Source organism: Ruegeria sp. CF4 (assembly GCF_056537345.1).
On record NZ_JBQFRJ010000016.1, the window covers coordinates 39,214 to 64,780 of the forward strand.

General features: G+C 57.3%; 24 protein-coding genes. 17 read left to right on the top strand and 7 right to left on the bottom strand.

Going from position 1 to position 25,567, the window contains the following annotated elements; all coding sequences use genetic code 11:
- Positions 1 to 93: 93 nt before the first annotated feature.
- The 3 genes from ACR0NF_RS20780 to ACR0NF_RS20790 all read right to left on the bottom strand — a co-directional run bounded on the left by ACR0NF_RS20780 (position 94) and on the right by ACR0NF_RS20790 (position 3,777).
- Positions 94 to 1,782 carry a Na/Pi cotransporter family protein gene (locus tag ACR0NF_RS20780; RefSeq protein WP_480778875.1) on the bottom strand — a complete coding sequence of 563 codons (1,689 nt, stop codon included), beginning with the start codon at positions 1,780 to 1,782 and terminating at the stop codon, positions 94 to 96.
- 85 nt (positions 1,783 to 1,867) lie between these two features.
- A complete protein-coding gene (locus ACR0NF_RS20785) occupies positions 1,868 to 2,644 on the bottom strand; it encodes a DeoR/GlpR family DNA-binding transcription regulator (RefSeq protein ID WP_480778876.1) in 777 nt (258 codons plus the stop codon).
- 182 nt (positions 2,645 to 2,826) lie between these two features.
- Positions 2,827 to 3,777, bottom strand: coding sequence for a GlxA family transcriptional regulator (locus ACR0NF_RS20790; RefSeq protein ID WP_480659582.1), 951 nt, complete (start codon positions 3,775 to 3,777; stop codon positions 2,827 to 2,829).
- 234 nt (positions 3,778 to 4,011) lie between these two features.
- On the opposite strand from ACR0NF_RS20790, the gene ACR0NF_RS20795 reads away from it, so the two are divergent.
- The 5 genes from ACR0NF_RS20795 (at position 4,012) to ACR0NF_RS20815 (ending at position 10,382) form a co-directional block, all read left to right on the top strand.
- Positions 4,012 to 4,722: a GntR family transcriptional regulator gene (locus tag ACR0NF_RS20795; RefSeq protein WP_480778877.1), complete on the top strand. Its 711-nt coding sequence runs from the start codon at positions 4,012 to 4,014 to the stop codon at positions 4,720 to 4,722.
- Between the two features lie 8 nt (positions 4,723 to 4,730).
- Positions 4,731 to 5,648: a dihydrodipicolinate synthase family protein gene (locus tag ACR0NF_RS20800; RefSeq protein WP_480472057.1), complete on the top strand. Its 918-nt coding sequence runs from the start codon at positions 4,731 to 4,733 to the stop codon at positions 5,646 to 5,648.
- Positions 5,649 to 5,653: 5 nt separating this feature from the next.
- On the top strand, positions 5,654 to 7,150 hold the full coding sequence (locus ACR0NF_RS20805; protein ID WP_480778878.1) for an aldehyde dehydrogenase: 1,497 nt from the start codon (positions 5,654 to 5,656) through the stop codon (positions 7,148 to 7,150).
- Positions 7,147 to 8,487 carry an NAD(P)/FAD-dependent oxidoreductase gene (locus ACR0NF_RS20810; RefSeq protein ID WP_480778879.1) on the top strand — a complete coding sequence of 447 codons (1,341 nt, stop codon included), beginning with the start codon at positions 7,147 to 7,149 and terminating at the stop codon, positions 8,485 to 8,487. Before ACR0NF_RS20805 ends, ACR0NF_RS20810 begins: the two co-directional genes overlap by 4 nt.
- A 68-nt stretch (positions 8,488 to 8,555) precedes the next feature.
- Positions 8,556 to 10,382 (top strand): BCCT family transporter, encoded by a 1,827-nt coding sequence (locus ACR0NF_RS20815; RefSeq protein ID WP_480472060.1) that lies wholly within the window; start codon positions 8,556 to 8,558, stop codon positions 10,380 to 10,382.
- Between the two features lie 121 nt (positions 10,383 to 10,503).
- Here the strand turns inward: ACR0NF_RS20815 and ACR0NF_RS20820 are convergent, their stop codons facing one another.
- Positions 10,504 to 12,057, bottom strand: a complete 1,554-nt coding sequence (locus ACR0NF_RS20820) for a trimethylamine methyltransferase family protein (RefSeq protein WP_480668147.1) — start codon at positions 12,055 to 12,057, stop codon at positions 10,504 to 10,506.
- Positions 12,058 to 12,425: 368 nt separating this feature from the next.
- Here ACR0NF_RS20820 and ACR0NF_RS20825 point away from each other — a divergent pair, with 368 nt between their 5' ends.
- The 3 genes from ACR0NF_RS20825 to ACR0NF_RS20835 all read left to right on the top strand — a co-directional run bounded on the left by ACR0NF_RS20825 (position 12,426) and on the right by ACR0NF_RS20835 (position 14,750).
- Positions 12,426 to 12,725: a DUF2218 domain-containing protein gene (locus tag ACR0NF_RS20825; RefSeq protein ID WP_480472062.1), complete on the top strand. Its 300-nt coding sequence runs from the start codon at positions 12,426 to 12,428 to the stop codon at positions 12,723 to 12,725.
- 12 nt (positions 12,726 to 12,737) lie between these two features.
- A complete protein-coding gene (locus ACR0NF_RS20830; protein WP_480778880.1) occupies positions 12,738 to 13,796 on the top strand; it encodes a DUF3500 domain-containing protein in 1,059 nt (352 codons plus the stop codon).
- Positions 13,797 to 14,207: 411 nt separating this feature from the next.
- Positions 14,208 to 14,750 (top strand): cytochrome b, encoded by a 543-nt coding sequence (locus tag ACR0NF_RS20835; RefSeq protein WP_480778881.1) that lies wholly within the window; start codon positions 14,208 to 14,210, stop codon positions 14,748 to 14,750.
- Between the two features lie 90 nt (positions 14,751 to 14,840).
- Here ACR0NF_RS20835 and ACR0NF_RS20840 read toward each other — a convergent pair whose 3' ends face one another.
- Positions 14,841 to 15,746 carry a LysR family transcriptional regulator gene (locus ACR0NF_RS20840; protein WP_480778882.1) on the bottom strand — a complete coding sequence of 302 codons (906 nt, stop codon included), beginning with the start codon at positions 15,744 to 15,746 and terminating at the stop codon, positions 14,841 to 14,843.
- A gap of 97 nt (positions 15,747 to 15,843) precedes the next feature.
- Here ACR0NF_RS20840 and ACR0NF_RS20845 point away from each other — a divergent pair, with 97 nt between their 5' ends.
- Genes ACR0NF_RS20845 through ACR0NF_RS20855 form a run of 3 tightly spaced genes read left to right on the top strand, consistent with a single transcriptional unit; the run spans position 15,844 to position 17,098 of the window.
- Positions 15,844 to 16,134 (top strand): putative quinol monooxygenase, encoded by a 291-nt coding sequence (locus ACR0NF_RS20845; protein ID WP_480778883.1) that lies wholly within the window; start codon positions 15,844 to 15,846, stop codon positions 16,132 to 16,134.
- A 34-nt stretch (positions 16,135 to 16,168) separates the two neighbouring features.
- Positions 16,169 to 16,717, top strand: coding sequence for a thioredoxin family protein (locus ACR0NF_RS20850; RefSeq protein WP_480778884.1), 549 nt, complete (start codon positions 16,169 to 16,171; stop codon positions 16,715 to 16,717).
- A gap of 3 nt (positions 16,718 to 16,720) precedes the next feature.
- A complete protein-coding gene (locus ACR0NF_RS20855; protein ID WP_480778885.1) occupies positions 16,721 to 17,098 on the top strand; it encodes a VOC family protein in 378 nt (125 codons plus the stop codon).
- A 117-nt stretch (positions 17,099 to 17,215) separates the two neighbouring features.
- Here the strand turns inward: ACR0NF_RS20855 and ACR0NF_RS20860 are convergent, their stop codons facing one another.
- Positions 17,216 to 17,872: a GntR family transcriptional regulator gene (locus ACR0NF_RS20860; RefSeq protein ID WP_480778886.1), complete on the bottom strand. Its 657-nt coding sequence runs from the start codon at positions 17,870 to 17,872 to the stop codon at positions 17,216 to 17,218.
- A 136-nt stretch (positions 17,873 to 18,008) separates the two neighbouring features.
- On the opposite strand from ACR0NF_RS20860, the gene dctP reads away from it, so the two are divergent.
- The 6 genes from dctP (at position 18,009) to ACR0NF_RS20890 (ending at position 24,259) form a co-directional block, all read left to right on the top strand.
- Positions 18,009 to 18,995 carry a TRAP transporter substrate-binding protein DctP gene (gene dctP / locus ACR0NF_RS20865; RefSeq protein ID WP_480472069.1) on the top strand — a complete coding sequence of 329 codons (987 nt, stop codon included), beginning with the start codon at positions 18,009 to 18,011 and terminating at the stop codon, positions 18,993 to 18,995.
- A gap of 102 nt (positions 18,996 to 19,097) precedes the next feature.
- Complete coding sequence (locus ACR0NF_RS20870) at positions 19,098 to 19,640, top strand: TRAP transporter small permease (protein WP_480778887.1); 543 nt, start codon at positions 19,098 to 19,100, stop codon at positions 19,638 to 19,640.
- A gap of 5 nt (positions 19,641 to 19,645) precedes the next feature.
- On the top strand, positions 19,646 to 20,962 hold the full coding sequence (locus ACR0NF_RS20875; RefSeq protein ID WP_480778888.1) for a TRAP transporter large permease: 1,317 nt from the start codon (positions 19,646 to 19,648) through the stop codon (positions 20,960 to 20,962).
- Complete coding sequence (locus tag ACR0NF_RS20880) at positions 20,959 to 22,215, top strand: malonyl-CoA decarboxylase (RefSeq protein WP_480778889.1); 1,257 nt, start codon at positions 20,959 to 20,961, stop codon at positions 22,213 to 22,215. The genes ACR0NF_RS20875 and ACR0NF_RS20880 overlap by 4 nt, the downstream gene beginning before the upstream one ends.
- A gap of 5 nt (positions 22,216 to 22,220) precedes the next feature.
- Positions 22,221 to 23,735, top strand: coding sequence for a malonate--CoA ligase (locus ACR0NF_RS20885; RefSeq protein ID WP_480472073.1), 1,515 nt, complete (start codon positions 22,221 to 22,223; stop codon positions 23,733 to 23,735).
- Between the two features lie 116 nt (positions 23,736 to 23,851).
- The gene (locus tag ACR0NF_RS20890; protein ID WP_480472074.1) at positions 23,852 to 24,259 is read left to right on the top strand and encodes a universal stress protein; all 408 of its coding nucleotides are present in this window, start codon (positions 23,852 to 23,854) and stop codon (positions 24,257 to 24,259) included.
- Positions 24,260 to 24,436: 177 nt separating this feature from the next.
- Here ACR0NF_RS20890 and ACR0NF_RS20895 read toward each other — a convergent pair whose 3' ends face one another.
- On the bottom strand, positions 24,437 to 25,246 hold the full coding sequence (locus ACR0NF_RS20895; protein WP_480668152.1) for a PhzF family phenazine biosynthesis protein: 810 nt from the start codon (positions 25,244 to 25,246) through the stop codon (positions 24,437 to 24,439).
- Positions 25,247 to 25,567: the final 321 nt, after the last annotated feature.

Sequence of the window (25,567 nt, forward strand, 5' to 3'; positions counted from 1 at the left end):
AAAAAAGCCGCCCGCAAATGCGCGACGTGGACCAAAATGTGGGCATGGCCGCACCGATATACGACCGAAAATCTTGCGAAACGCAGGTGGCTCTCAGGTCTCCGCTTCGCGTTCCCGTTGCGACAGGGTTTCAATCAACCGCGTTTCCAGCAACTGGCCATTCGAATACAGAATCGGCGTCGAGATCGCAGCGATATGACTGTTGAACTCGCGCAGGGCGCGCAGGGTTTCAAGATGCACGTCGCTGGTTTCAAAACTGTCGATCATACCGTTCTGCAACCTGCGGAAATGCCGCTTGCGACTGTCACGCTCGGCCCGTTTGATCTCTGTCTTTTCGAGATTTAGCAGGCGCGCGCTCTCAAGGTCTTCCGAGAGGATCACGTTCGTTGCCAGTTTGAGATTCGCAAGGATTTTTTCGTGCATCTCCTGCAGTTCCGCCCAGCCTTCCGGCGAGAACTGCTTACCGCTCTCGCGCAACTCCGATGCCAGCACGGTCAGTCGTTTGGCCACAACGTCCCCTGCTGTTTCAAGACGCACCGCGTATTCCAGCACGTCGCGGGCAACATCCGCATGCCGGGAGTCCATGTTCTCGGACGGCAGTGAGGCCACGAAGGTGCGAATATCCGTCAGGCACTGGTTCACATCCAGATCGATATCCTGAATGGCCTTGATCTGTTCTTCATCGCCAGATCGGTAAAGGCCAAGCAAGGGACTGAACATCATCTGCACCAAATCAGCCATGCGCAGAAGCTCCCGCTTGAGCGCCGAGACGGCCAGTGTCGGCGTTTCAACCAAGCCGGGATCCAACGCGCTGACCGGGCGCGCCAGCGGATCGGCCTGACTGTTTGGCGCAGCATCGGGGAAGAGGCGTTCGAACGGAGGTTGTAGCAACGTGCAGAACGGCAGCGACAGGATCAGCAAAGAGGCATTGAACATAAGATGCGCGTTCACCAGCATCTGACCTTGGTAATCGCCACTTACCAACCCGGAACGCAAAGCCAGATTTGCAGCAAACAGACAGAGCACCGCCCAAACCCCGCGCAACGCCAGATTGGCAAAGGGGATGCGACGGGCGCGCGCCTCCATCCCGCGGGTCAGCCAAACCGGTATCAGCGCACTGCCCATATTCGCTCCCAGAACAAGGGACAGACCGGCGGAAAATGGCAACGCACCGATTTGCACCAATGTGACACACATCAGGATCGCCGCCACCGAGCTGTGCATGACAAATGCCAGAGCACCGCCGACAAGAAATGCCGTCACGTAGTCGCGCACCAAATAGTCGGCGATTGCGGGCAGGAAAGCGCTGTCACGGATCGGATCCATTGCCTCGCGCAGGAACCGCAGCGAGATCAGGATAAAGGCAATCCCCATCAGAATGCGCCCGATCTGGCGCGGCTTCTTGCGTTCGGTCTTGACGAACAGCCAGCCGCCTACTGCCAGCAATAGCGGAACCAACCAATCCAGTCGGAAAGACAGAATCTGGATCACAAGTGCCGAGCCCAGATCCGCGCCCAGCACAACAGCCAGACCGGCGGGAAAGGCCAGATATCCACCGGCGGCAAAGCCCGAGGCCAGCAGCGCAACCGCCGCCGACGATTGCAGCACTACCGCCAACAGCAGGCCGGTAAGGCTCGAACCCACCATGCTTTCATTCCGCGTCAGCACCCGCTGAAACGACGCGCCATAGCTGCGCTCGATCCCGGTGCGGACCATACGAACCGCAAACAGCAAGAGCATTGTGGCACCGGCCAGTTGCGTCAAGAATACTAAAATTGCCATTCTGCGCGATCTTTCTGCCGGTTTGAAATGCGGGCTTTCTGGTCTGCCCCGTATTTCCTAATTTCTGTTAAAGAGGTCAGTGACATCAGGCGGCCATCTCAACTTCGATCTGCCAATGCTCCAGCCTGGCGGACAGCTTCTTTCCGGGCTCAGCATCGGTCACGAGTTTCGAAATCAGCTGAGGGGCAAGCCCTTGGTGCGGGGCGAGAGCCCCGAGTTTCTGATGAACCATCGCCATGATCGTCATTTCGGCGCGCTCCGCGACGACGGCAGCAAGCTCAGCTTCCGACGGGTCGAGATACATGAAGCCCGCCTTGGCGCTCAACGCATCCGCGCTGAGGATAGCAAAATCATAAAGATACCGTCTGGCCTGACTTTCCGCAACGAAGCCGAACGCGCCCAGACTGTCACGATGCATCTCACCACCCAGCAGAAACACGCGGTTGCCCTGACGCGCAAGCAGCGTGTGCGCCACGTTCGAGGAATTAGTGACTACCCTAAGGCTGCTTTTGCCTCGCAATGCTTCGGCCACGAAGGCCGTGGTGCTTCCAACATCCAAAAACAGAAATGCGCCATCGGGAACCTGATTTGCGATTGTTTCGGCGATCCTGCGCTTTTCGTTGATATGCGCGCCCAGTCTCTGGAAATAATTAGTATCATGCCGCGCCCCGGTCAGGCGTGCAGCGCCGTGGGCACGCGTAATCAGACCACGCTTGGAGAGCGACTTGACCGTACGCCGGATCGTTTCTTCCGAAACATCAAGAAAACTCGCCAACTCGGCGTTGCGCGCATCGCCTCCGAGGCTACGTAAGGCTTCTAGCAATTGCATCTCTCGCGGCGTGAGAGAGAACTGGTCCGTCATCTAATTATTCCATCCTTGAAGGACGGGTGTAACAAAATAGCTAAAGAAGTCCACATAATTGTTGGATTATGACAAAAATACCCACATAAATACAGGCCAAGAATTCGTATCCTGACCAGAGTCAGGCGTCAAACCCGCAAATCGCAGGATTAACCTGCTGTTTTTGCGAGCATTGAAGCATCTCAATCAATTTTATTTTTCTGCATCTGTGGCGTGATGCCGAAATTAGCGCGGTACACCCGCGAGAAATGCCCTGGGTTCTCAAATCCACATGCGATCGCGACATCCGTGACAGAAGCCTCGGTCTGCAGCAGCAGCTTCCGGGCTCGATCCAGTCGCATCTCCATGAAATACTTTTTCGGCGACGCATTCAGGAATTTACCGAATAGCCGCTCAAGTTGGCGTGTCGAAATCCCAAGTTCTGACGCAATCTCAGTCGGAGAAATCGGGGCTTCGAGGTTCCGCTCCATGATCTGGATCGCCTTTGCCAGATGAGCGTTGCGCATCCCGTTACGCGACTGCAATGAAACGCGCTGCTCAGCGGTTGAATTGCGAACTGCATTGTACACCATCTGATCCGAGACCGAGACCGCCAGATCATGACCGTGATCCTGCTCGATCAGATGCAGCATCAGGTCAGCAGTCGCTGTCCCCCCCGACGCGCTGATGTATCTGCCATCCGCCGTGAACACGCTGCGCACCAGATTCACTTCGGGGAAGGCTTCCATGAAACTGTCATGGTATTCCCAGTGGATCGCGGCCTCTGACCCATCCAGAAAACCCGCCTCGGCCAAAAGCCAGGAACCCGAACACAACGCCCCGATAGGAGTTCCCAACGCCCGTTCACGCCGTAACGCGCCCAATAAAGGGCGGGTTACGTGGTTGCGCATGTTAATGCCGGACAGAACAAACAGCCGGTCACATTTCGGGATGTGCGAGATTCCTCCATCCACAATCGTCACGATGCCGTTGGAGCAGGTTACCCTTTCCCCATCCTCGGACAGGATCGACCACTTATACAGCTCTTCGCCCTGAACCAGATTGGCGATCCGCAAGGGCTCGACCGCACAGGAAAAGGCCAGATGAGAGAACTCCTCGATCAGCAAGAACGTAAAATGCTGGGTTTTGGACATGGTGACCTTCGTATCAGAATTCCAGCAGACAGCAAAAATATCTGTCCTCTGGTTTGAGTGAGCCTTGGGGTTGGCGATTGTCGGCAAACGCACATCCCAATCTGTCGCTTAGCCCGTTCGGAGGAAATTGCATACTCCTATTTTTTTCATTGTACTCAATTTGTATTTTCTTGTAAGGCTGCGCAATCGACCCCGCACACAAGAGACTCGAAGCCACGAAATGGAGCAGTTTTGATGAAAGATGCAGCCCGGCGCCGGAAGTCGGAACTCTATGAACACCTCAAGACCGAAATCCTGACTCTGGCCATGAGCCCCGGTGCGGATCTGGACGAAGCGACACTGTCGGATGAGTTTCAGATATCGCGCACGCCGTTGCGCGAGGTGTTCCGGCAGCTTGCAGGCGAAGGCTATGTGGAGCTGCGGGAAAATCGGGGCGCGCGGGTCTCTGGCATGTCCTATACCACGTTGCGGGATTTCTTTCTGGCGGCGCCGATGATCTACGGCGCCATCCTGCAGCTGGCCGCCAAGAACGCAAAACCCGCCCAAATAGATGAGTTAAAGCAAGCGCAAGACATATTCAAAACGGCGCTGCGATCCGGTTCGGGTGCGGATCGGGCGATGGCGAACAACCGGTTCCATGAGGTTACCGGAGATATGGCGGATAACATCTATCTGTTGCCATCCTTCAAACGGCTGTTGATCGACCACGCCCGGATCGGCATGACCTTCTACCGTCCGCAAGATGCGACGATGGTTGAAAATCTCTCTGAAGCCAGCTTCCAGCATGACGCCATCATCACCGCCATCGAGGCGGGTGATGAGGCGGCTGCTGCGCAGCTGGCCATCGATCACTGGAATCTCTCGCGCGACCAGATCGAGCTGTTCGTCACGCCCACCGGGCTTGACCTGCCGCTGGGGACAGTGGCGCGCAAAAACCCTGCATGAGGATGTAAATGACTCCCCTGTTCAAGTTTGAAGGGATCTACACCCCGGTGGTGACCCCTTATCATGAAGATGGCAGCGTCAATTGGGATGCCCTGTCTGATGTGATCGAATACCTGATCGAAAACGGCGTGCATGGCCTGATCTCAGGCGGATCGACCGGCGAAAATTATTCCCAGACCGTGGCCGAGCGGCTGGAGCTGGCCAAGTTCACCCATCAGCGTTTGCAGGGTCGTCTACCGCTGGTCGTAGGGACCGGCGCGATGATGACACCGGATTCGATCGCTCTGGCCGCTGGCGCGCGCGAGATTGGCGCGGATGCGATCCTGCTCGCCAGCCCGGCCTATTCGGTGCCCACCGATCGGGAAAACGCGCTGAACGCGCTGGCCATCGACAAGGCCGCTGATCTACCGGTGATGCTGTACAACTATCCACACCGCACCGGCACCATGATGGGCGAAGAGTTTCTGGATCGCGTCGGCCGCAGCCGCAATTTCTGCGGCATCAAGGAAAGCTCAGGCGATATCAATCGGGTGCATCTGCTGGCACGCGACTATCCACATATCCAGCTGGGCTGCGGCATGGACGATCAGGCGCTGGAATTCTTCGCCTGGGGCGCGCCCTTCTGGGTCTGTGGTGGGTCGAACTTCCTGCCTGCCGAACACGTGGCGCTCTACAATGCCTGTGTGGTCGAGGGCAATTTCGACAAAGGCCGCCGCATCATGTCAGCGATGCTGCCGCTGATGCACGTGCTGGAACAGGGTGGCAAGTTCATCCAGACCATCAAACATGGCGTCACCATGAACGGGATCGATGCAGGCGTCATGCGCCCACCGCTGCGCGGGTTGAACAAGGATGACAAACGCGCGCTGGAACAGGTCACGCGTGTGTTGAAACGCAAAATCGCCGACATCGTGGCAGAAGGATAATAGACATGAATCTGCTGACTCAGGACGAATACAAATCCATTGCCGCGGGTCTGGACCTGCCTACCGGCGCTTTCATCGATGGCAGCTTCCGCCCGGCGATGTCCGGCAAAACCTTTACAACCGTCAATCCGGCCACAGGCGACAAACTGGCCGAGATTGCCGCCTGCGATGCCGCAGACGTGGATTTTGCGGTCGAAAAGGCGCGCGAATCCTTTGACGATGGCCGCTGGTCGAAACTGCACCCGTCCGAGCGCAAGGATGTGCTGATCCGCCTGTGCAAACTGATGACCCGCAACGCGCGCGAGCTTGCGATGATGGAAAGCATCGACAGCGGCAAAACCATCTATGACTGTGAGACCGTGGATGTACCCGAGACCATCCACTGCCTGAAATGGCACGCCGAAGCGATCGACAAAATCTACGATCAGGTCTCGCCCGCCTCCGATGATCATATCGCAATGGTCATCCGCGAGCCCATTGGCGTCGTAGGGTTGGTGCTACCATGGAACTTCCCGCTGTTGATGCTGGCGTGGAAGATCGGCCCGGCCCTGGCTGCTGGCTGCTCGCTGGTTGTCAAACCGGCGGCAGAAACCACCCTGACTGCGCTGCGTGTGGCAGAGTTGGCGATGGAGGCCGGTATCCCGGCCGGCGTTCTCAACATCGTGCCAGGCGGAGGGGCGGATGTCGGAGAACCGATTGGCCGTCACATGGATATCGACATGGTCTCGTTCACCGGCTCGACCGTGACAGGCAAACGCTTCCTGACCTACTCGGCAGAATCCAATGCCAAAGAGGTTGTGCTTGAGATGGGCGGCAAAAACCCTGCCATCGTGATGGACGATGCCGAGAACCTGGACCGCGTGGCCCAGCATCTGGTCAATGGCGCGTTCTGGAACATGGGTGAGAATTGCTCGGCCAGTTCACGCCTGATCGTACACAAAGACGTGAAAGACGAATTGCTGGACCGAATCGCACATCATGCCAAGCAGTGGAATATCGGCGACCCGTTGAACCCGGAAACACGCATGGGCGCGCTTGTGTCCGAAGGACATTACAACAAGGTATGCGGCTATCTTGATCAAGCCGAAAACGTCGTGATCGGCGGCAAAGCCGATAACGGTTTTGTTGAGGCAACAGTTGTCGAAGTCTCTGATAACAATGCCATCCTTGCGCGCGAGGAAATTTTTGGCCCGGTGTTGTCGGTTATCGAAGTGTCCGGGTTTGATGAGGCAATCTCGGTTGCCAATGACACCGAATACGGGCTCTGCGCATCGATCTTCACCGCCAATGCAAAACGCGCGATCCGTGGCGCCCGTGCGCTGCGCGCTGGCACCGTAACAGTGAACAGTTTTGGCGAAGGCGACATCTCGACGCCGTTTGGAGGCTTCAAACAGTCGGGTTTTGGCGGACGTGACAACTCAGTTCACGCCCATGATCAGTATACCCAGTTGAAAACCATCTGGATTGATCTTGCCGATGACGCAGACGAGGCTGTGAATTGACACGCTACACTGCACATACCCTACCGGTCCAACGAGGACCTGCCGCCTGGAGTGTCATTCTGGGCGACCAGGCCCCTGCGGCAGTGCTGGATGACGATCAAAGCGCCGACTTTGCAATCATCGGTGCAGGATATGCTGGCCTATCCGCAGCCCGGCGCATTCTGCAGTTGCAACCCAATGCCAGTGTCGTGGTAATCGAGGCCGGGCGCGTAGCAGAGGGAGCGGCAGGAAGAAACTCGGGCTTCATGATCGACCTGCCGCATGATCTGGCCTCGGACGACTACTCCGGCGGTGGTGATGATCGAAAAACGATCGCATTGAACCGGCAGGCCATAAGCTTTGCCCGGTCGGCGGTGGAAGAATACCAGATCGATCCGAATTTCTTTGATCCCTCTGGCAAGGTGAATGGGGCTGCCACTGAAAAAGCCGAGGACCACAACAAAAGTTACGCTGAGCATCTCGCCTCGCTAGGTGAGGAGAGTCAGGTGCTGGACCCGCAGCAGATGTTCGAACTGACCGGCTCACGCCATTACGTTTCCGGGCTTTACACGTCTGGTACCGTGATGCTGCAACCTGCTGGTTACATCCGAGGGATGGCAGACGGGCTTGCCGGACAAGGCGTGCGCATCTTCGAAAACAGTCCCGTTACCGGTTTTGCCCGCAAGGGTGAAGGCTGGCAGGTGATGACCCAAAAAGGCGCGGTGACTGCTCCGAAAGTCATACTGACCGTCAATGGCCATCTGGAAAGCTTCGGGATCGAGCGCAACCGACTGATGCAGTTGTTCCTGTTTGCCGCGATGACACCCGAGCTGGATGATGACGCACTTCGCAAACTGGGTGGGCAGAACCGTTGGGGCGTGACCCCGTCTGACCCGATGGGCACGACAGTGCGCCGCATAGACACCGGTCAGGGCGGCAACCGGATTATCACCCGCACCTGCGCAGCGCTGCGTCCCAAAATGGCGGCCTCCCCAAGCGACTTGCGCCGGGCCGGCAGAGTCATGCAACGCAAATTCGACCAGCGCTTTCCGCAACTGGCGGGCTATCAGATGGAATATCAATGGGCCGGTCACCTTTGCCTGAGCCTGAACAGCGTCTCTGTGGCGCGGGAAATCGATACCGGTGTCTATTCGGGCTGCGTGCAGAATGGGCTGGGCACAGCGCGCGGCACATTGACAGGCATCGCTGCCGCCGAGATGGCCTGCGGCCATCAATCCGAAATTTCACGACATTTCAACGCCGAGGCTGCGCCCAAACAGCTGCCTCCGCAACCGTTCCGCGAGATTGGAGCGAACCTGATCCTGAGATGGAAGGAATGGAAAGCAACCGACGAATAAACCGATTTGCGATCATGCCAATAAGAACAGCCAGTGAATGGCGGGAAACTCGACACGGGAGGAATTAGATGTCGATAAAGGACCCTTTTACGGATTTGGAGATAAAGACGGCGGATGCCGGATTTTATGAGAATTACAGCGTTCCGATTGCGCTTATCAGTAAGGCGATCATGGTTGCGCTGGTGCTGTGGGCTTTGGTGTTTCCGGCCAATGCGAACGGCACGCTGGGCAGCTGGAACGGCAAGCTTCTGGAAAGCTTCAACGGCTTCTACGTCATCATCGTCGGGCTGTTCTTCTTCTTTCTGGCCATAGTGGCCATCATTCCGGGCACCGGCAAACGCGTCATGGGCACACCGGGCGAAAAGCCCGAGTTCTCGAACTTTTCGTGGTTTTCGATGATGTTCGGGGCCGGTCTGGGCGTCGGCCTGATGGTCTTTGCCACAGCCGAGCCTTTGGGCCTTTGGGGCTCGAACCCGGTGGTGGTGTCGGAAGATGTGGCCGGCAACACGCCCGAGGCGCTGCAGTCGGCCTATCGCTTCACCTTCCTGCATTATGGCTTCCATGCTTGGGCGATCTACGTGGTGACTGGCCTGTCGCTGGCCTACTACGCCTATACCCGCGACATGCCGCTGACCATCCGCTCGGCCCTGACGCCGCTGTTCGGCAAGCTGATGAACGGCTTTCTGGGCCATGTGGTTGACGTGCTGGGTGTTGTTGCAACGATCCTGGGTGTTTCCGTCACCATTGGTTACGGCGTCAGCCAGTTCATCGACGGTGTCTATGCCATCACCGGCATGGAATGGGTGATGGATCTGGGTGGTGAAGTGCCAACCCCGTCCAAAGTGGGTCTGATCACGGGTCTGGTTGTCATCATGTGCCTGTCGATCATCTCGGCGGTATCGGGTGTTGGCCGGGGTGTGAAATACCTGTCGAACCTGAACCTGGTTCTGTCGATCATCCTGCTGGGCACCTTCGTTGTGTTCGGCTCGTTCGTCTTCGCCATGACCACATATGGCACGGCAATGGTCGACTATATCCTGCACTTTATCTCGCTTAGCTTCGGTGCCTATGGCCCGCTCTCGGCCGAAGCCTTCGCGGCAGCTCTGCCTGCCGAAGCACAAGCCCACGCGGATGCCCTGATGGGCGGTGCAACCAACGCCTGGGGCAGCTTTGACGGCTTCAAGAGCGGTCTGGAAGGGGCTGCGGCGGAACTGGATGAGGCCACTCTGGCGGCAGCTTACGCTGCGGGCGAGCAAGGTCGTCAGTTCGGCTGGCAAGCCGGCTGGACTACCTTCTACTGGGCCTGGTGGATTGCGTTCTCGCCGTTTGTGGGCCTGTTCCTGGCACGCATCTCGAAGGGACGTACCGTGCGTGAGTTCATCCTGGGCTGTGTCTTCGCACCGGCGCTGGTCTGCTTTGCATGGATGACCGTTCTGGGCGGAACCGCGATTGACCTTGAGCTGGCAGGCGCGGCTGAAGGCGCGATCATCGGCGCATCGAACACCAACAAGCTGTTCGTGACGCTGTCCTACATGATCGACGGTGGCCTGCTGTCGATGCTGAACGTGATGTGCGTGATCCTGATCATGACCTTCCTGGTGACCTCTGCGGACTCGGGAATTCTGGTGATGAATACGATCATGTCAGGCGGCAGCCAGGAGACGGGCATCAAGCACCGTATCATCTGGGGTGTGATCCTGACGGCAGTGATTGGTGCGCTGATCCTGGCGGCGGGTGAAAACAACCCGATGGACGCATTGCGCAACGCAATGATCATCGGTGCACTGCCATTCACCATGGTAATGGGCCTGATGTGCATCTCGCTGTGCAAAGCGCTCTACCGTGACGGGCTGCGTGACAAGCACGAAGGCACCGCTACACAGGCTGCTGAATAAGCCACAGCGCTCAAATCCAAACCAAGAACGCCGCCCAATTCGGGCGGCGTTTCGCGTTTGAGAACTCAAAAAAGAAGCCGTCTCAAAAGAAAGACGGGCCAGTTCGGGGAGTGTATCCGGCTCAGTAAGACTGGTTCAATTCATCCGCCGCCGGTATCTCACGTTCACGACGCGCGATATAATCCAGCAGCGCTTCATTCTTGGCATCGTCCAGCTTGGGTTCCTGATACTCGGCCAGCAGCTTGCGCGCATGTTTGAGAGCGCGCTCGGTGATCTCGATGCTGCCCTCGGCCTGCCATTGCTCGATCGAATTGTTGTCGAAGAGCTCAGGCATGAAGAAAGCCTGCTGGAAGTTCTCCTGCGTGTGCGGATGGCCCAGATAGTGACCTCCGGGGCCTACATCAGGAACCGCTGCGACAGCTTGATCGAAGTCGGCCCATTTGGGGCCTTCCGCCATGCGATAAGCCATTGCGCATTGTTCGGCATCGACGATGAACTTCGCGACCGAGCAATGCATCCCGGCCTCATTCCAGCCCGCCGAATGCCAGATATAGTTTGCTCCAGCGTGGATCACGGCGCTCAAGGTGGTAGCGGATTCGTACCCGGCCTGCGCGTCAAAGGTCTTGGCCCCGCCCAGCGTGTTCGAGGTCCGCCATGGCACGCCATAGTATCGCGCCATCTGGCCGATCATGAAATTCATGAGGCTGATCTCAGGCGTACCTGCCATCGGTGCACCGGACTTCATCGAGACCGTGGATAGGTAATGCCCGTAGATCGCGGGCGCCCCCTTGCGGATGACCTGAGTATAGGCCAGCGCGCTTAACGCTTCGGCGTTCAACTGCGCCACTGTGGCCGGTACACTGGCGGGTGTGTTGGCACCGCCCAGCACGAAAGGCGAACACAGCACCGGCTGCTTACGGCGGCAGAACGCGCGCATCGCGCCCAGCATGGTTTCGTCCCACACCAGCGGGGAGTTTCCGTTACAGTTACCCGTGGTGACAGGGTGATCCTCAAGATAATCCTCACCGAACAGGATCGCGCACATCTCCATCACATCCTCGGCGTTCTTGGGCGATGTCGTCATGCCCATGAACGTCTTGTCCGAGTGCTTCATGGACGAATAGGTGATCCGCAAATGCCGCTGGCTGATCGGGTGATCATATGGCTCGACGATATGGTGTGCCGAAGAATGCAGCGCGGGCATCATATGTGCCAGCTTATGGAACATCGCCAGATCGTCCAGCGTCGGGTTACGGCGCACATCATCCAGATCGCGCAGGAACGGCGCGCCGGTCATCGGCACAAAGATTGAGTGATTTCCACCCAGCCGCACATTCTTATTCGGGTCGCGCGCGTGGTAGGTGAAATCCGAAGGGATCGTGGCGATCAATTCGCGCACCAAGCCCCGATCGAGGAAGACAAGCTCGCCCTCGACCTTTGCGCCCGCCTTCTTCCAGTCTTCCAGTGCAATCGGATCACGGAACTGGACGCCAACATTCTCCAATATATCCATCGAGGCCGCGTCAATCCGTTCGACATGCGCCTGATCCATCACCTCGCACAGCGGTATGCCGCGCGTCAGGCCCGGAAGCATGTCAAACTTGGGTGCGGTGCGGATGGCGCGGCGGGCCAACCGCCCACCAGACCGGGAACGAGTTACCGTTTCTGTCGTCATCAGGTTTCTCCAGCAGTTTCCACGATCCTTTCAGTTTTGACGACGGCTCACTTGACGATTCCCGAAACCCGCTTGCAGGAAACGACATGATCGGACTTTGAACGCTATCGACCAAATTCGCTTCGACCGCAGCCGCTGTTTAAGACCTCCAGAATGGGCACAGGCGCTCTTTCAGGGTGCCTAAACTTCCAACAAATCGCGCGCTGAAGCTGGATAAAGGTGGTCTGGTCAGCAGCCACTATGGAATAAACCTTCGGATACGGATATCCATTCATTCAATTCATCGAAGAAAGAAATCTGACAAAACGAACTAATCCAGCAAATATGGCGTTGCTATATCCGCTTCAGTACAAAGCGGAGATTGCCGGATGCCAGTGTCATCAAAAACCATGCTCTCAACCCCGAAGGCCGACGGGTATGTCGAACAGCTTTCCAAACATTTTGGCCACAAGATCAATGTTGAACGACAAACAGATGAGGTCGTGTTCCACTTTTCAGCTGGCACGGCGCGGGCACAGGCCGAGGGTGACATTCTGCGGTTGAGCGCCCAAGCCGAGACCTTTGAACAGTTGCAGAAGTTGCAAGAAATCCTTGGCTCTCATTTAGAGCGGTTCGCCTTTCGCGAGGATTTGCGCGTGATTTGGCCCGAAGCTACGGACATTGAATAAAGGATAATGACGATGAGAGCTTTGACGATAACCGCAGCGTTGTTCCTCGCCACGACCGCGTTCGCACATGAAGCCCCAACACATGAACATGCGCAGATCGTCCCGATCCCGGCCTACGCGCAGCCTTACGGACCGGCGTCGGGCGTCGCAGCCCTTGAGGCGGCCCAGACGTTTCTGGCCAGCATCGATGATGGCGCGAAGGCTCAGTTCATGTTTGACCTTAACAGCCCCAACCGCGCGCAATGGTCCAACCTGCCTGCGGGGATCGTTGAGCGGACGGGTATCTCAGTCGGCGAACTCTCGGACGAGCAGCGCGCGTTGCTGTTTGAGTTCCTGGCGTCATCGCTGGGCGAGGACGGCTATCAGAGCGTGGTTGAGGCGTTGGCGGCTGAGACGTTCCTGAGTGCGGACAAGCGCGCCAAACAGCTGCAATGGGCACCAGAGAATTACTGGTTGTCTTTCTTCGGCACTCCCTCAACCGAAGGATCATGGGGATGGCAGTTCGGCGGGCACCATCTTGCCCTGAACATTTCGATCAAAGGCAACCAGATCGAAACCATGTCGCCCACGTTTGTCGGCACCGAACCGGCAATATTTACCGTCAACGGAGTTGACTATCAGGCCGTGCGCGACATGCACCTGTCCGGGTACGCGGTCTTTTCTGCTCTGAACGCATCACAACAGACCGCTGCAGATGCGGGCACAATCCCCGAGGATGTGCTGACCGGGCCGGGGCAGGATGGCACCATTCCATCGGTGATCGGCTTGTCTGCCGCAGATATGGATACCGGCCAGCGAGAGTTATTGCTGGCTGTCATCAATGAATGGGTTTCGATCCAGCCGGATGAAACCGCCATCCCACGCATGGCCGAACTGTCTGATGGATTGGATGACATCTCGTTTGCCTGGTCGGGAACCGATGAGGTCAACACACCCACATATATGCGCATCCAAGGCCCGACGTTGATCATCGAGATGCTGTCGACCGGCGGCAATGTAGGCAGCAGCGCCGTGGGTTCGGGACACTACCACACAATCTATCGCAAACCGACCAAAGAGTACGGCCAATAAACTCTCGCAACGCATAAGCCCATCAGGTCGAAATCGTCATGATCGAAGACCGTCAGTCCAGAACTCTGAAGCCGCCAAATAAATCCCTAGGGTGAAGTCGAGTCGTCGCCACTTCAGGGCGGTCGAAACAGCGAGGATGATTCCAACGCTTGCCCGCGCATTGCGCGTGTAGGTGTGTCAACGACACCGGATTGCACCTGGTCGCGAGAGGCCGGGTGTTTTCCCCGAAAGCTCTCAGCTATGCCCAGATACCAGCCGATTTCGGTGCGGCGACAGAAGACCATGCTGGTCCGCTGCTCAACGACAATCGAGCTGTTGAGCAAAATCTAAGGCGAACAGGTTTATTTCGCCGGAACGGCCCGGCTTGACCGTTTAGTCCTCAACGCTTGGCACATCACAAAGGAACGAGCCATGTCTACCACACCTCTGACCCGCACCGAGATCTCTCTGCACTGGATCGTCGGGCTGGGTATGATCGCGGTCATCGCCATGGGTCTGTACATGACCCGCACGGAACAGTTCGCCCTGTACGGTCTTCACAAATCCCTCGGCATGCTCCTTTTTATCTTCATCCTATGGCGTGCGGTTCTGCGTCTGCGCATGGGATGGCCGCAAGAGGTCAGCTCCGGCACCCGTATGGAACACGGTCTGGCGCGGGTGGTTCATTGGGTGTTGATCCTGGGCACGATCGCGCTGCCGTTGTCGGGTATGCTGGATGCCTATATGTCCGGTCGCGGGCTGACACTCTTTGGTCTGGATCTGGTGGCGGCCAACCTTGGCGATACCGGGCGACCAATTGCCATCAATGAAAGCCTGGCAGAGCTAGGTGAGCTCATCCACATTCTAGCCGCCAAGATCGTTATCGCCGCAATAGTCCTGCACGTCGTCGGAGCGGCCAAGCACCACATCATCAACAAGGACGGTACCCTGAGGCGGATGCTGGGAGCACGTTAAGCAAATTTTCTGCGCCCGGTTCACACGGCCTTCTATCCGTGTGAACCGGTCCTCAGGGATAACATCTGGCAATTTGAACTGACTTCGGTCTCAGTCAATGTGTTGCTCCACGGAACGGCGCACAGCTTTCTCGAGATGATCCGCAAAGGCTCGCACGCGCCGCGGCTGGGTTCGGCCAGGTGGGAAGAGCATCTGCAGCGGCGTCGGTGATGGCGCGTAAGATGGCAGGATTTCTACTAGGTCTCCATTATCGATTTCGGCGGTGACATCCAGTGCAGATTTCAGGATGATCCCGCGCCCCTCCAACCCCCATTGCCGGACCAGCGCGCCATCATTGGCGACGCGATCACCTCTGACGGTAACGACCTGCTGCTCAGAACCGTGCCCAAAGCGCCATTGATTATCGAGATGGGTACCAAATCGCATCACGAGGCAGTTATGCGTGCTCAAGTCCGATGGTGCGTTTGGGGTCCCCTGCCGCTCCAGATAGCTCGGTGCAGCACAGACCAGCCGCCGAAACTCACCCAGACTACGTCTTCGCAATGTGCTGTCACCGATCTCGCCGAAGCGCAAAGCAATGTCGGTACCTTCACCCACCACGTCGACATAGCCATCCGAAAGCGACAGTTCGATCGAAATATCTGGATGCTCTGTCAGAAAATTCCCGATTGCCTTTGACACAATCGAGCGCCCCAGATCATTGGGCGCAGACACTCGGATAGGTCCGCTGAGCGATTGTGCACCCATACGGATACGCGCATCAAGCTCGTCAACGGATTCCAACACTTCGCGCGCACCTTCAACCAGCGCGCGGCCTTCTTCCGTCAAGCGGACGGAACGGGTCGTCCGGTTCAGCAGCACGACGCCGTAATGTGCTTCAAGGGCGGCCAATCGTTCGGACACTGTGGTTGCGGACAATCCCGCCTCGCGCGCGGCTGCGGTGAGTGAACCTTTTTCGACGATCTGCAGAAATAGAGCGATATTCTTCAGAAGCATTATGCGGAATTTCCGGATTATCTATCCGATCAATACCCGTTTATCCGGCAGAGGCAACAGGCTAAGTACTCCTCAGTACCGATTGAGGATAAATAACATGGCAAAACTAACCATCGTGGCCAACATCAAGGCCAACCCGGACCAGATCGAACTGGTGAAGGCTGAGCTGATCAAACTGATCGACATCACTCGCGCCGAAGAGGGATGCATCAATTACGACCTGCATCAGGATAACGACAATCCAGCGCATTTCCTGTTTTATGAGAATTGGGAATCGCGCGAATTGTGGCAAACCCACATGAATAATCAGCACCTGAAGGACTATATGGCCGCCACCGAAGGTGCGGTTGCGGAATTCACGCTGAACGAAATGACCTCGGTCGGCTGAACGCCACCCGGGCTCATCACAAAGGAAGGCGATCATGCTGTTGGACACCCCGATCTGCGACTTTGGCTGGAAGGCGCCGGACTTCACGCTAAAAACTCCGGCTGGCGTGCCGGTCAAGATGTCTGACCATCTGGGGAACGGCTTGCTGATCGCTTTCATTTGCAATCATTGTCCATACGTCAAAGCCATCGCTGCCCGGCTGGCAAGTGATGCGGATTACCTTATGTCCAAAGGCATTGGCGTTTTGGCGGTGATGTCCAACAATTATAAGGATTACCCTGAAGACGCGCCGCCCAGGATGGAGGAATTTGCACGTCGCAACGGTTTCGCCTTTCCCTATCTCGTTGATGAGGACCAGGCTGTGGGTCGGACGTTTAACGCAGTCTGTACACCGGATTTTTTCGGACTGAACGCCAATGGTGAGCTGCAATATCGCGGTCGACTGGATGATGCACACATGGGGGCGGCCGATAATCGAACTCCGGAACTGGTCAACGCCATGCTCCAAATCTCAGAAACCGGTCAGGGACCACGCGAGCAGATCGCCTCGATGGGTTGCTCGATCAAATGGTCGCGCAGGTAAGACATGGCAATCGAGACTCTAAATCATGTGAACCTGCGGACTACGCGTCTGAGCCAGATGATCGAATGGTACCAACGCGTATTGGGATTGAGGGTCGGTGAACGGCCGAATTTTCCGTTTCCGGGCGCATGGCTCTATGCCGGCGACACCGCTTACGTGCACTTAGTGGGGGTTGAGACCGAAGCGGTGGGTTCGGAAACAAGCCTTAAGCTTGAGCATTTTGCGTTCTCTGCAACCGGGCGCGCAGCATTCGAGGACAAGCTGCAACAGTTGGACGTCACGTATCAGCGCACGGATTTGGCTGCGGCAAACATTGTGCAACTGAATGTCTGGGATCCTGACGGCAATCACATTCATATCGACTTTGCCATGGATGAATGAGTGATAGCCCATTAGGTCGCCGCTTACCCAACCGATATATAAATCCGTCTTCTAATACCGCCAGTCATCCCGGCCTCAAGGTGGCCCTGGGCACCGCTCCGCACTGCGCGAATGTCGTTATTCGGATGTATTCTTCAAAGAGGCCATGAGGTTGTGGAACTTCTCGCCTTGCACGGCGACGTGGGTGCGCAATGCATTCGCCGTTTCTTCTGGATCTCCCTTGTCGAGCGCATTCACGATATCCTCGTGTTCGGACATCGACTGCTCCATACGTCCACGGAACCGCAGCTGTTGCCGCCGGAAGGGTTTCAACCTTCTATGCAACTTGGACGCCTCTTGCTCCAGAAACGAGTTGCCGGACTGATTGTATATGATTCGATGAAACCGCTCGTTTTCGAGGTAGTAAGTATCCGGGTCCCCGGCATCCACCGCCATCTGGCACTTGTTGTTTGCGTCGGACAGATCCTTCAAAGCCTTGTCCGATATGCGCAGAGCAGCAAGGCGTCCGCAAACAGCTTCAAGCTCGGCCATGACCTCAAACATCTCCATCAGCTCCACCGGGCCGGGCTGTCGGACAAAAGCGCCACGGCGCGGGATGAGGTCAACCAACCCCGACAGGGCAAGCCTTTGAAATGCTTCTCGAAGTGGTGTGCGTGAAACGCCGAATTGATCAGCCAGGCGAACTTCGTCCAGACGATCTCCGGCTGGGAAAGTGCCGTCAAAGATCAGCTCTTCCAGGTCTTGGGCAATGGTATCCGCAAGGCGTTGGTCCATGGCTTATTGTTTTATTCACAAATTAACGAGAACTCAAGAATTCAATTCTTGTATACAAAATACTTGACTAAAAAAACATAACCCCCCTATGATTTCCAGTATCCCCGGTCAGCCCGGGTTTCACAGGGAGGAAAAAATGAAAGCCATTCTCAAAACCGCCGTTGCCGCGATGGCGCTTGCATCTGCCGGTACGCTGGCCAGTGCAAAAGAACTACGTCTGTCGCATCAGTGGTCGAACAAAGACATCCGCCATCAGGTGGCGCAGATGGTCGCCGATGAGGTCGCCGCTGCCGATGTCGACCTGGACATCAAGATCTTCGGCTCGAAATCGCTGTTCAAACCGCGCGAGCAGTACAAGCCGCTCAGCCGGGGTCAGCTGGATATGACGGTTCTGCCGCTCAGCTATGCCGGTGGCCAGCAGCCCGCCTATAACCTGACGCTGATGCCGGGTCTGGTGAAGAACCACGATCACGCAGCCCGCCTGGCGGATTCCCCCTTCATGGACGCGCTTGAGGCCAAGATGGCCGACGATGATGTAATGGTTCTGGTACACGGCTATCTGGCTGGTGGCTTCGCCGGTAAGGACAAATGCATCACCAACCCCGAGGATGTGGCGGGTCTGCAAACTCGCGCGGCTGGTAAGTCGTTCGAGCAAATGCTGGCAGGTGCAGATGCTTCGATCGCATCCATGGCATCGTCGGAAATCTATAACGCGATGCAAACCGGCGTTCTGCAGGCAGCCAACACCTCGTCTTCGTCCTTCGTCAGCTATCGCATCTACGAGCAGGTCGCGTGCTACACCCCTGCGGGCGATGTGGCCCTGTGGTTCATGTATCAGCCGCTGCTGATGAACAAATCGACCTTTGATGGTCTGAACGAAGAACAGCAGGCCGCCCTGCTGGCTGCTTCGGAAAAAGCACAGGCCTTCTATCTGGAAGAAGCCAAGAAACAGGACGCAAACTCGGCCAAGGTCTTTGAAGAGGCTGGTGTCGAAATTGCCGAGATGAGCCCGGAAGACTTCGAAGCCTGGCGCGCTCTGGCACAAGAGACGTCCTACAAAGCCTTCGTAGAAGAGGTTCCTGATGGGCAGGACCTGCTGGACAAGGCTCTGGCGGTCGAGTGACCCCCTCTTACCGGGCGGCCCCGCCGCCGCCCGGCACCTGATCTCAGTTCTGATCTTCTCTGATCTTCAGACTTAATTGCATCTCAATCACAGGAGGCGCAAATGGCCGGTCATAGCTCTGCCGTTGCTTCCCACACAGGGAACAATCCCTTCCTTCGTTTCGTCGCCGCACTTTCAACTCTGGCGGGCTGGTGTTCCGCAGGAATGATCGTCGCTGCTGTCGCTATCACTTGCCAGATGATCGTCGTGCGCTTCGTGCTGAATCAATCGACCATCTGGCAAACCGAAGCGGTCATCTATCTGGTCATCGCGGCCACGCTGGTCGGGCTGCCTTATGTGCAGCGCCTGCGCGGGCATGTGAATGTCGACCTGATCCCAATCTCACTGGCACCGCGTGCGCGCTTTTTCATGGCGATCCTGACGTCGGTTCTTTCCATCGTCATCGTCTCGGTCATGCTGTTCTACGGCTACGAATACTGGCATTTCGCGTGGGAGCGCGGCTGGAAATCTGACACTGTCTGGGGTGTGCGCCTGTGGATTCCCTATCTGTCCATCCCGGTTGGCTTTGGCCTGTTGCTGCTGCAACTGATTGCCGACCTCGTCGCCGTCTTGCTTGGCATCGATAAACCCTTCGGACTGGAGTAAAGCCGATGGATCCCCTTCTGCTAGGCGCTATTGTCGCCATCGCCACCATCCTCGTTCTGTTCTCGGGCGTCTCGGTCGCCATCGGTCTGCTGATCGTTTCCGCCGGGTTCCTGATCATCTTCGACGGCCCCCGCTCGCTGGAACTGATGCCGGAAATCCTGTTCGGCAAACTCGATAACTTTGCCCTTCTGTCTATCCCGATGTTCATCATCATGGGGGCCTCGATCGCCTCTACCAGAGCTGGGGCAGACCTTTATGAAGCGCTCGAGCGCTGGCTGACCCGTGTTCCGGGCGGTCTGGTTGTCTCGAACCTTGGTGCCTGCGCGCTGTTCGCCGCCATGTCAGGCTCGTCGCCTGCCACCTGTGCCGCCATCGGCAAGATGGGCATCCCCGAGATGCGCAAGCGTGGTTATCCCGACGGTGTGGCCGCCGGTTCGATCGCTGCAGGCGGTACACTGGGGATCCTGATCCCGCCATCGGTCACCATGATCGTATACGGTATCGCCACCGAGACTTCGATTGGCCGTCTGTTTCTGGCCGGTGTGATCCCGGGCCTGATGCTGGTGGGCCTGTTCATGGCCTGGTCGCTGTATTCGACCTGGAGATCCGGCGACGCGACCCGTCTGGGTTCGGGCAGCTACACCTGGGCTGAACGGTTCGAGATCCTACCGCGTGTTCTGCCTTTCCTCGGCATTATCCTGGGTGTGCTTTACGCCATGTATGGCGGCATCGCCACGCCTTCGGAAACAGCCGCTGTTGGTGCCCTGCTCTGCCTGCTGATCGCGATGATTATCTACAAGCTGTGGAACCCCAAGGACATCTGGGTCGTGCTGCGCGACAGCACCAAGGAAAGCGTGATGATCCTGTTCATCATCGCTGCCGCCGGGGTGTTCTCGTACATGCTCAGCTCGCTGTTCATCACCCAGGCAATTGCCGAATGGATCGGTACGCTGGATGTGAACCGCTGGGTTCTGATGGGCGCGGTCAACGTGTTCCTGCTGATCGCCGGGTTCTTCCTGCCACCCGTGGCTGTGATCCTGATGGCGGCACCGATCCTGCTGCCGATCATCACCACCGCCGGCTTTGACCCGATCTGGTTCGCGGTTGTGCTGACCATCAACATGGAGATTGGCCTGATCTCACCCCCAGTTGGTCTGAACCTCTACGTGATCAACGGCATTGCGCCCGACATCTCGCTGAAGACCATCCTGACCGGTTCGCTGCCCTTCGTGGCCTGCATGGTGATCGCAATCATCCTGCTCTGCCTGTTCCCCGGTCTGGCCACTTGGCTGCCCGACGTGATCATGGGAGCAGCGGTATGACCCTGCTGGCGGATCTTCTATCCACCGTGTTCGAGCGGCGTTACCGCCGCGACAGCGCGGTGGCCCCGGATGGCCGCCCGCTGACCGAACTGGCCGACGCGCTGGTTGGATCAGCAGGGGAAACCTCGGGGCTGGCTCTGGCCGAGGAAATCCTGACAAGGTTCGATACGCTGAGCGATGACGACAAGCTGGAGTTCTTCCGCTATCTCGCCACCGCCATGAATATCGACCCCGAGGCGGTGCGTTCGTCACTGGACGAGTACGAGCGCAACCCCTCGAAGGCCAGCTATCGCACCTTCGCCGCCGCCGTCGAACCGGCGCGGCAAGAGATGATCCGCCGCCTGAACCGGGTACCCGGTGCCACCGGGGCGCTGGTTCAGATGCGCGCCGACCTGCTGCGGCTGGGCGGCAAGGAGCCCGAGTTGCAGGCGCTTGATCTGGATTTCAGGCACCTGTTCGCCAGCTGGTTCAACCGCGGCTTTCTGGTGCTGCGCCCAATCAACTGGGAGAGCCCGGCGCATATTCTTGAAAAGATCATCGCCTATGAAGCGGTGCATGCTATCGACAGCTGGGACGACCTGCGTCGCAGGCTTGAACCCACGGATCGGCGCTGCTTTGCCTTCTTCCATCCTTCGATGCCGGATGAGCCGTTGATCTTTGTCGAAGTGGCGCTGAATAGCGGCATTCCGGGTTCGGTTCAGGCGCTGCTGGCCGAGGACCGCGATCCGCTGCCGCAGGATCAGGCCGATACGGCGGTGTTCTATTCGATCTCCAACTGTCAGGCGGGCCTTGCCAGCATCTCTTTCGGCAATTCGCTGATTAAGCAAGTGGCCTCGGACCTGTCGGCTGAGTTGGCGGGGCTTAAGACTTTCGTCACACTCTCGCCAATTCCGGGGCTGACCAAATGGTTGTCGCAGGAAAGCATCGATTGGAACATCGAAGAGCCCGATCAGATGAAGGCGCTGGCCGCACATTACCTGCTGAGCGCCAAAGGCCGCGGCGATCTGCCGTTTGATCCGGTAGCACGGTTCCATCTTGGCAATGGCGCGCTGGTCCATGCGGTCCATGCCGATGCCGATGTTTCGGACAAAGGCCGGGCGCAGTCTGGCGGGACAATGGTCAACTATCTTTATGACCTTGGCCGTGTGGCCCAGAACCACGAGCAGTTCGCCAATACCCGCGAGGTCATCGCCTCTCCCGAGGCCAAATCGCTTGCCGCGTCAGCCTCTCTCACCACGACACAGGAAAGGTAACCCTTATGGCCAATCCTCTCTATGACGGTTTGTTCGGCGCTCATGCCGGTAAAGACACAGCCTTTTTGCAGCTGCTCGACGGAACGACCATCACCCATCAGGACTTTTTGAGCACCGCCGCACAGATCGCCCATGTGGCAACGCAGCTGGGGCTGAAACCCGGCGACCGGGTTGCGGCGCAGATCGAGAAATCGCCCGAAGCGCTGGCGCTATATGCTGCCTGTGCGCAAGCAGGTCTTGTATTCCTGCCGCTCAACACCGCCTACACGGTGGATGAACTGACCTATTTCATCGAAAACAGTGGCGCCTCGCTGATCGTTTGTGACAGCCGCAGCGAAGAGAAACTCGCCCCGGTTGGTGCGCAGCTTGACGCGAAGGTGGAAACCCTGAACGCTGATGGCAGCGGCAGCCTGATGGAGCAGGCAGCCGCCATGCCTGCCAGCTTTGAGACCGTTGACCGTGACGGCGATGATCTGGCCGCGTTCCTCTATACCTCGGGGACCACGGGCCGGTCGAAGGGTGCAATGCTGACCCAGAATAACCTGTTGTCGAATGCGCAGGCGCTGGTCAAGGAATGGCGCTTCACATCCGACGACGTGCTGCTGCACGCGCTGCCGATCTTTCACACTCACGGACTATTCGTGGCCACCAATGTCACGCTGGCCGCGGGCAGCAGCATCGTTTTCATGCCCAAATTCGATCTGGATGAGATCATCGGACGGATGCCGGAAGCCACGACCATGATGGGCGTGCCGACCTTCTACACCCGTCTGCTGGATGATGATCGTTTCACCAAGGATCTGGCCGCACATATGCGCCTGTTTGTTTCGGGCTCGGCCCCGTTGCTGGCCGAAACTCATGTGCAGTTTGAAGAACGTACCGGTCATCGCATCCTGGAACGCTATGGCATGACCGAAACCAATATGAACACTTCAAACCCTTATGACGGTGACCGCCGCGCAGGCACCGTAGGCTTTCCCTTGCCCGGGGTCGAACTGCAGATCTGTGATTCAGATGGCAATCCGCTGCCGCAGGGCGAGATCGGCGAGATCGAGGTGCGCGGGCCCAACGTGTTCAAGGGCTACTGGCAGATGCCGGAGAAAACCGCCGCCGAACTGCGCGAGAATGGGTTCTTCATCACCGGCGATCTGGGTCGCATCGACGATGATGGGTATGTCCATATCGTTGGTCGCAACAAAGACCTGATCATCTCGGGCGGATACAACATCTATCCCAAGGAAATTGAGCTGGTTCTGGATGATCAGCCCGGCGTTATGGAAAGCGCGGTGGTTGGCGTGCCGCATCCTGACTTTGGCGAAACCGTTCTGGGTGTGATCGTGGCCGAGCCGGGCCAGTCCCCCGATCTGGATGCGATGATGGGTGCCGTTCGTGACAGCCTTGCGCGGTTCAAGCATCCTCGCAAACTGATCCTGCTGGATGAGTTGCCCCGCAACACCATGGGCAAAGTTCAAAAGAACGTCCTGCGTGACCAGTACAAAGACATGTTTGTGGCCGCCTGACATGACCTTCCCCGACCATGCAGCCACTCTCCTCGAATATGCTGCAGGTCAAACTTCAACGGCCAGCGTACGCAATCTTTGCGTGCACTGGTCGTTGCATTTTTCGGAGTTGATCAATGTATCGAAATATTCTCGTGCCCGTTTCCTTTGACGCAGATCGCGACGTCGCGCAGTCTATCCAGGTTGCACGGGCCCTTTGGCAAAGTGATGGCAGTTTGACATTGCTGCATGTTGTCGAACATCTGCCGCAATACACCAGCGACTTGCTGCCCGAGAACCACTTTGAAATTGCCAAAACGGCGATCAGCGACAAGCTGAAACCGCTGATCGGTGATATTCCGGGCGCCAAAGTTGAAGTGGTCGAAGGGCACGCAGGCCGCGGGATTTTAGACTATGCGGCGTCACATGAAACCGATTGCATAGTCATCGCAAGCCACCGCCCCGGCCTGCAGGATTACCTTCTGGGTTCGACCGCCGCACGCGTGGTACGTCACGCTCCGTGCTCGGTTCATGTGGTTCGATAACAGATATCTGAGGCATCCGTTGAAGCATATATCGACGGATGCCCGCACACCGTTATCTTGACTGGTCGAACCCATAGCGGACCAGCTTACGCGAGCGTTCGGTAATAAAAAGTTAGCCCACGGCAGGATGGCTGCGCACAGATGCATCCCGCAGTTAATCAAACTGCTTCAGCAGCTTCAGTGAATGAACAGGACACCTTCCAACGACACTGCAGCCGTTCCCTCAAGGAACACCCTGGGATCGTCGTATTCGCAAGAAATCACACCACTCCGCGCCGATAACTGACGCGCTAACAGTTGTTTTTTCTCTAATACTTCAGACCAATAAGGTGTCAGACAGCAATGCGACACGCCCGACACTGAATCCTCTGGCACTCCGTTCGCCGGGGCAAAAAACCGTGAAACGAAATCAAACTCTCCTGACCCTTGCGCGGATATGATGACTGCCGGCAATGGCAATTTTGCCAGAGCGGCGAAGTCCGGAGCACAGCTCAGAACGTCATCTTCGTTGTCAAAAACCGCCAGATAATGCTTTGCGGCCAGTAATTTCGCAGGCCTCTTCCCAAGTGCTTCGATCAGGCCCGAGGGGGCGTCGATCACCTCTGGCACAAGTGCGGGCATATCCAGTCGCAGTCCGGTTTCCCCGCGTCGAACAGTCATTTGGACAGAACTGGAATGAAAGGTGACCGCTTCCAACCCTACCCCGAGATTGGAAAACACCACATGAGCAGCGGCGAGCGTCGCGTGTCCGATCATATCGACCTCGCGCGTGGGGGTGAACCAGCGAATGTCGTATTCGGCAAGTGCGTCGCTGTTGTGTGCATTTGCTCTGGGAACAAAAAACACCGTTTCAGATTGGTTCAACTCGCTCGCGATGGATTGCATGACCGATGCGGGCAGCCATTCGTCAAGCGGGCACACACCCGCGGGGTTTCCTCTGAAGGGGCGGTCTGAAAAAGCGTCGACAATATAGGTCTGAAGTCTCATTTTCTATCTTTGTCCGATCTGTTGGATAACCCCGAAAGAGATCGGAGCGACCTATACGGATGGCCGCAACGGGCGCATAAGCAACCTCAACCGTCTATGTTCTCACGACACCCGGCGCGCCGAATAGGGCGCGCCGGGTTTCAGTCTTACAGCTGCGGCAGTTCGGTTGTTTAGCAGCGCCCTGCCATGACTGTGTCAGCCGCCAGTTGACTTATTTACTGAGCAGGATTTGTCGAGGGTAGTTTGTGATGTATTCGAATCCTGTTTCGGTGACGACGACGGAGTCGCCGATCCGGCCAGCGGTTACGCCATCGACTGAGA

What these genes read in the sequence shown, in the direction of transcription:
- ACR0NF_RS20780 (WP_480778875.1), bottom strand. Translation starts at nt 1,782, where the DNA reads ATGGCAATTTTAGTATTCTTGACGCAACTGGCCGGTGCCACAATGCTC.
- ACR0NF_RS20785 (WP_480778876.1), bottom strand. Translation starts at nt 2,644, where the DNA reads ATGACGGACCAGTTCTCTCTCACGCCGCGAGAGATGCAATTGCTAGAA.
- ACR0NF_RS20790 (WP_480659582.1), bottom strand. Translation starts at nt 3,777, where the DNA reads ATGTCCAAAACCCAGCATTTTACGTTCTTGCTGATCGAGGAGTTCTCT.
- ACR0NF_RS20795 (WP_480778877.1), top strand. Translation starts at nt 4,012, where the DNA reads ATGAAAGATGCAGCCCGGCGCCGGAAGTCGGAACTCTATGAACACCTC.
- ACR0NF_RS20800 (WP_480472057.1), top strand. Translation starts at nt 4,731, where the DNA reads ATGACTCCCCTGTTCAAGTTTGAAGGGATCTACACCCCGGTGGTGACC.
- ACR0NF_RS20805 (WP_480778878.1), top strand. Translation starts at nt 5,654, where the DNA reads ATGAATCTGCTGACTCAGGACGAATACAAATCCATTGCCGCGGGTCTG.
- ACR0NF_RS20815 (WP_480472060.1), top strand. Translation starts at nt 8,556, where the DNA reads ATGTCGATAAAGGACCCTTTTACGGATTTGGAGATAAAGACGGCGGAT.
- ACR0NF_RS20820 (WP_480668147.1), bottom strand. Translation starts at nt 12,057, where the DNA reads ATGACGACAGAAACGGTAACTCGTTCCCGGTCTGGTGGGCGGTTGGCC.
- ACR0NF_RS20825 (WP_480472062.1), top strand. Translation starts at nt 12,426, where the DNA reads ATGCCAGTGTCATCAAAAACCATGCTCTCAACCCCGAAGGCCGACGGG.
- ACR0NF_RS20830 (WP_480778880.1), top strand. Translation starts at nt 12,738, where the DNA reads ATGAGAGCTTTGACGATAACCGCAGCGTTGTTCCTCGCCACGACCGCG.
- ACR0NF_RS20835 (WP_480778881.1), top strand. Translation starts at nt 14,208, where the DNA reads ATGTCTACCACACCTCTGACCCGCACCGAGATCTCTCTGCACTGGATC.
- ACR0NF_RS20840 (WP_480778882.1), bottom strand. Translation starts at nt 15,746, where the DNA reads ATGCTTCTGAAGAATATCGCTCTATTTCTGCAGATCGTCGAAAAAGGT.
- ACR0NF_RS20845 (WP_480778883.1), top strand. Translation starts at nt 15,844, where the DNA reads ATGGCAAAACTAACCATCGTGGCCAACATCAAGGCCAACCCGGACCAG.
- ACR0NF_RS20850 (WP_480778884.1), top strand. Translation starts at nt 16,169, where the DNA reads ATGCTGTTGGACACCCCGATCTGCGACTTTGGCTGGAAGGCGCCGGAC.
- ACR0NF_RS20855 (WP_480778885.1), top strand. Translation starts at nt 16,721, where the DNA reads ATGGCAATCGAGACTCTAAATCATGTGAACCTGCGGACTACGCGTCTG.
- ACR0NF_RS20860 (WP_480778886.1), bottom strand. Translation starts at nt 17,872, where the DNA reads ATGGACCAACGCCTTGCGGATACCATTGCCCAAGACCTGGAAGAGCTG.
- dctP (WP_480472069.1), top strand. Translation starts at nt 18,009, where the DNA reads ATGAAAGCCATTCTCAAAACCGCCGTTGCCGCGATGGCGCTTGCATCT.
- ACR0NF_RS20870 (WP_480778887.1), top strand. Translation starts at nt 19,098, where the DNA reads ATGGCCGGTCATAGCTCTGCCGTTGCTTCCCACACAGGGAACAATCCC.
- ACR0NF_RS20875 (WP_480778888.1), top strand. Translation starts at nt 19,646, where the DNA reads ATGGATCCCCTTCTGCTAGGCGCTATTGTCGCCATCGCCACCATCCTC.
- ACR0NF_RS20880 (WP_480778889.1), top strand. Translation starts at nt 20,959, where the DNA reads ATGACCCTGCTGGCGGATCTTCTATCCACCGTGTTCGAGCGGCGTTAC.
- ACR0NF_RS20885 (WP_480472073.1), top strand. Translation starts at nt 22,221, where the DNA reads ATGGCCAATCCTCTCTATGACGGTTTGTTCGGCGCTCATGCCGGTAAA.
- ACR0NF_RS20890 (WP_480472074.1), top strand. Translation starts at nt 23,852, where the DNA reads ATGTATCGAAATATTCTCGTGCCCGTTTCCTTTGACGCAGATCGCGAC.
- ACR0NF_RS20895 (WP_480668152.1), bottom strand. Translation starts at nt 25,246, where the DNA reads ATGAGACTTCAGACCTATATTGTCGACGCTTTTTCAGACCGCCCCTTC.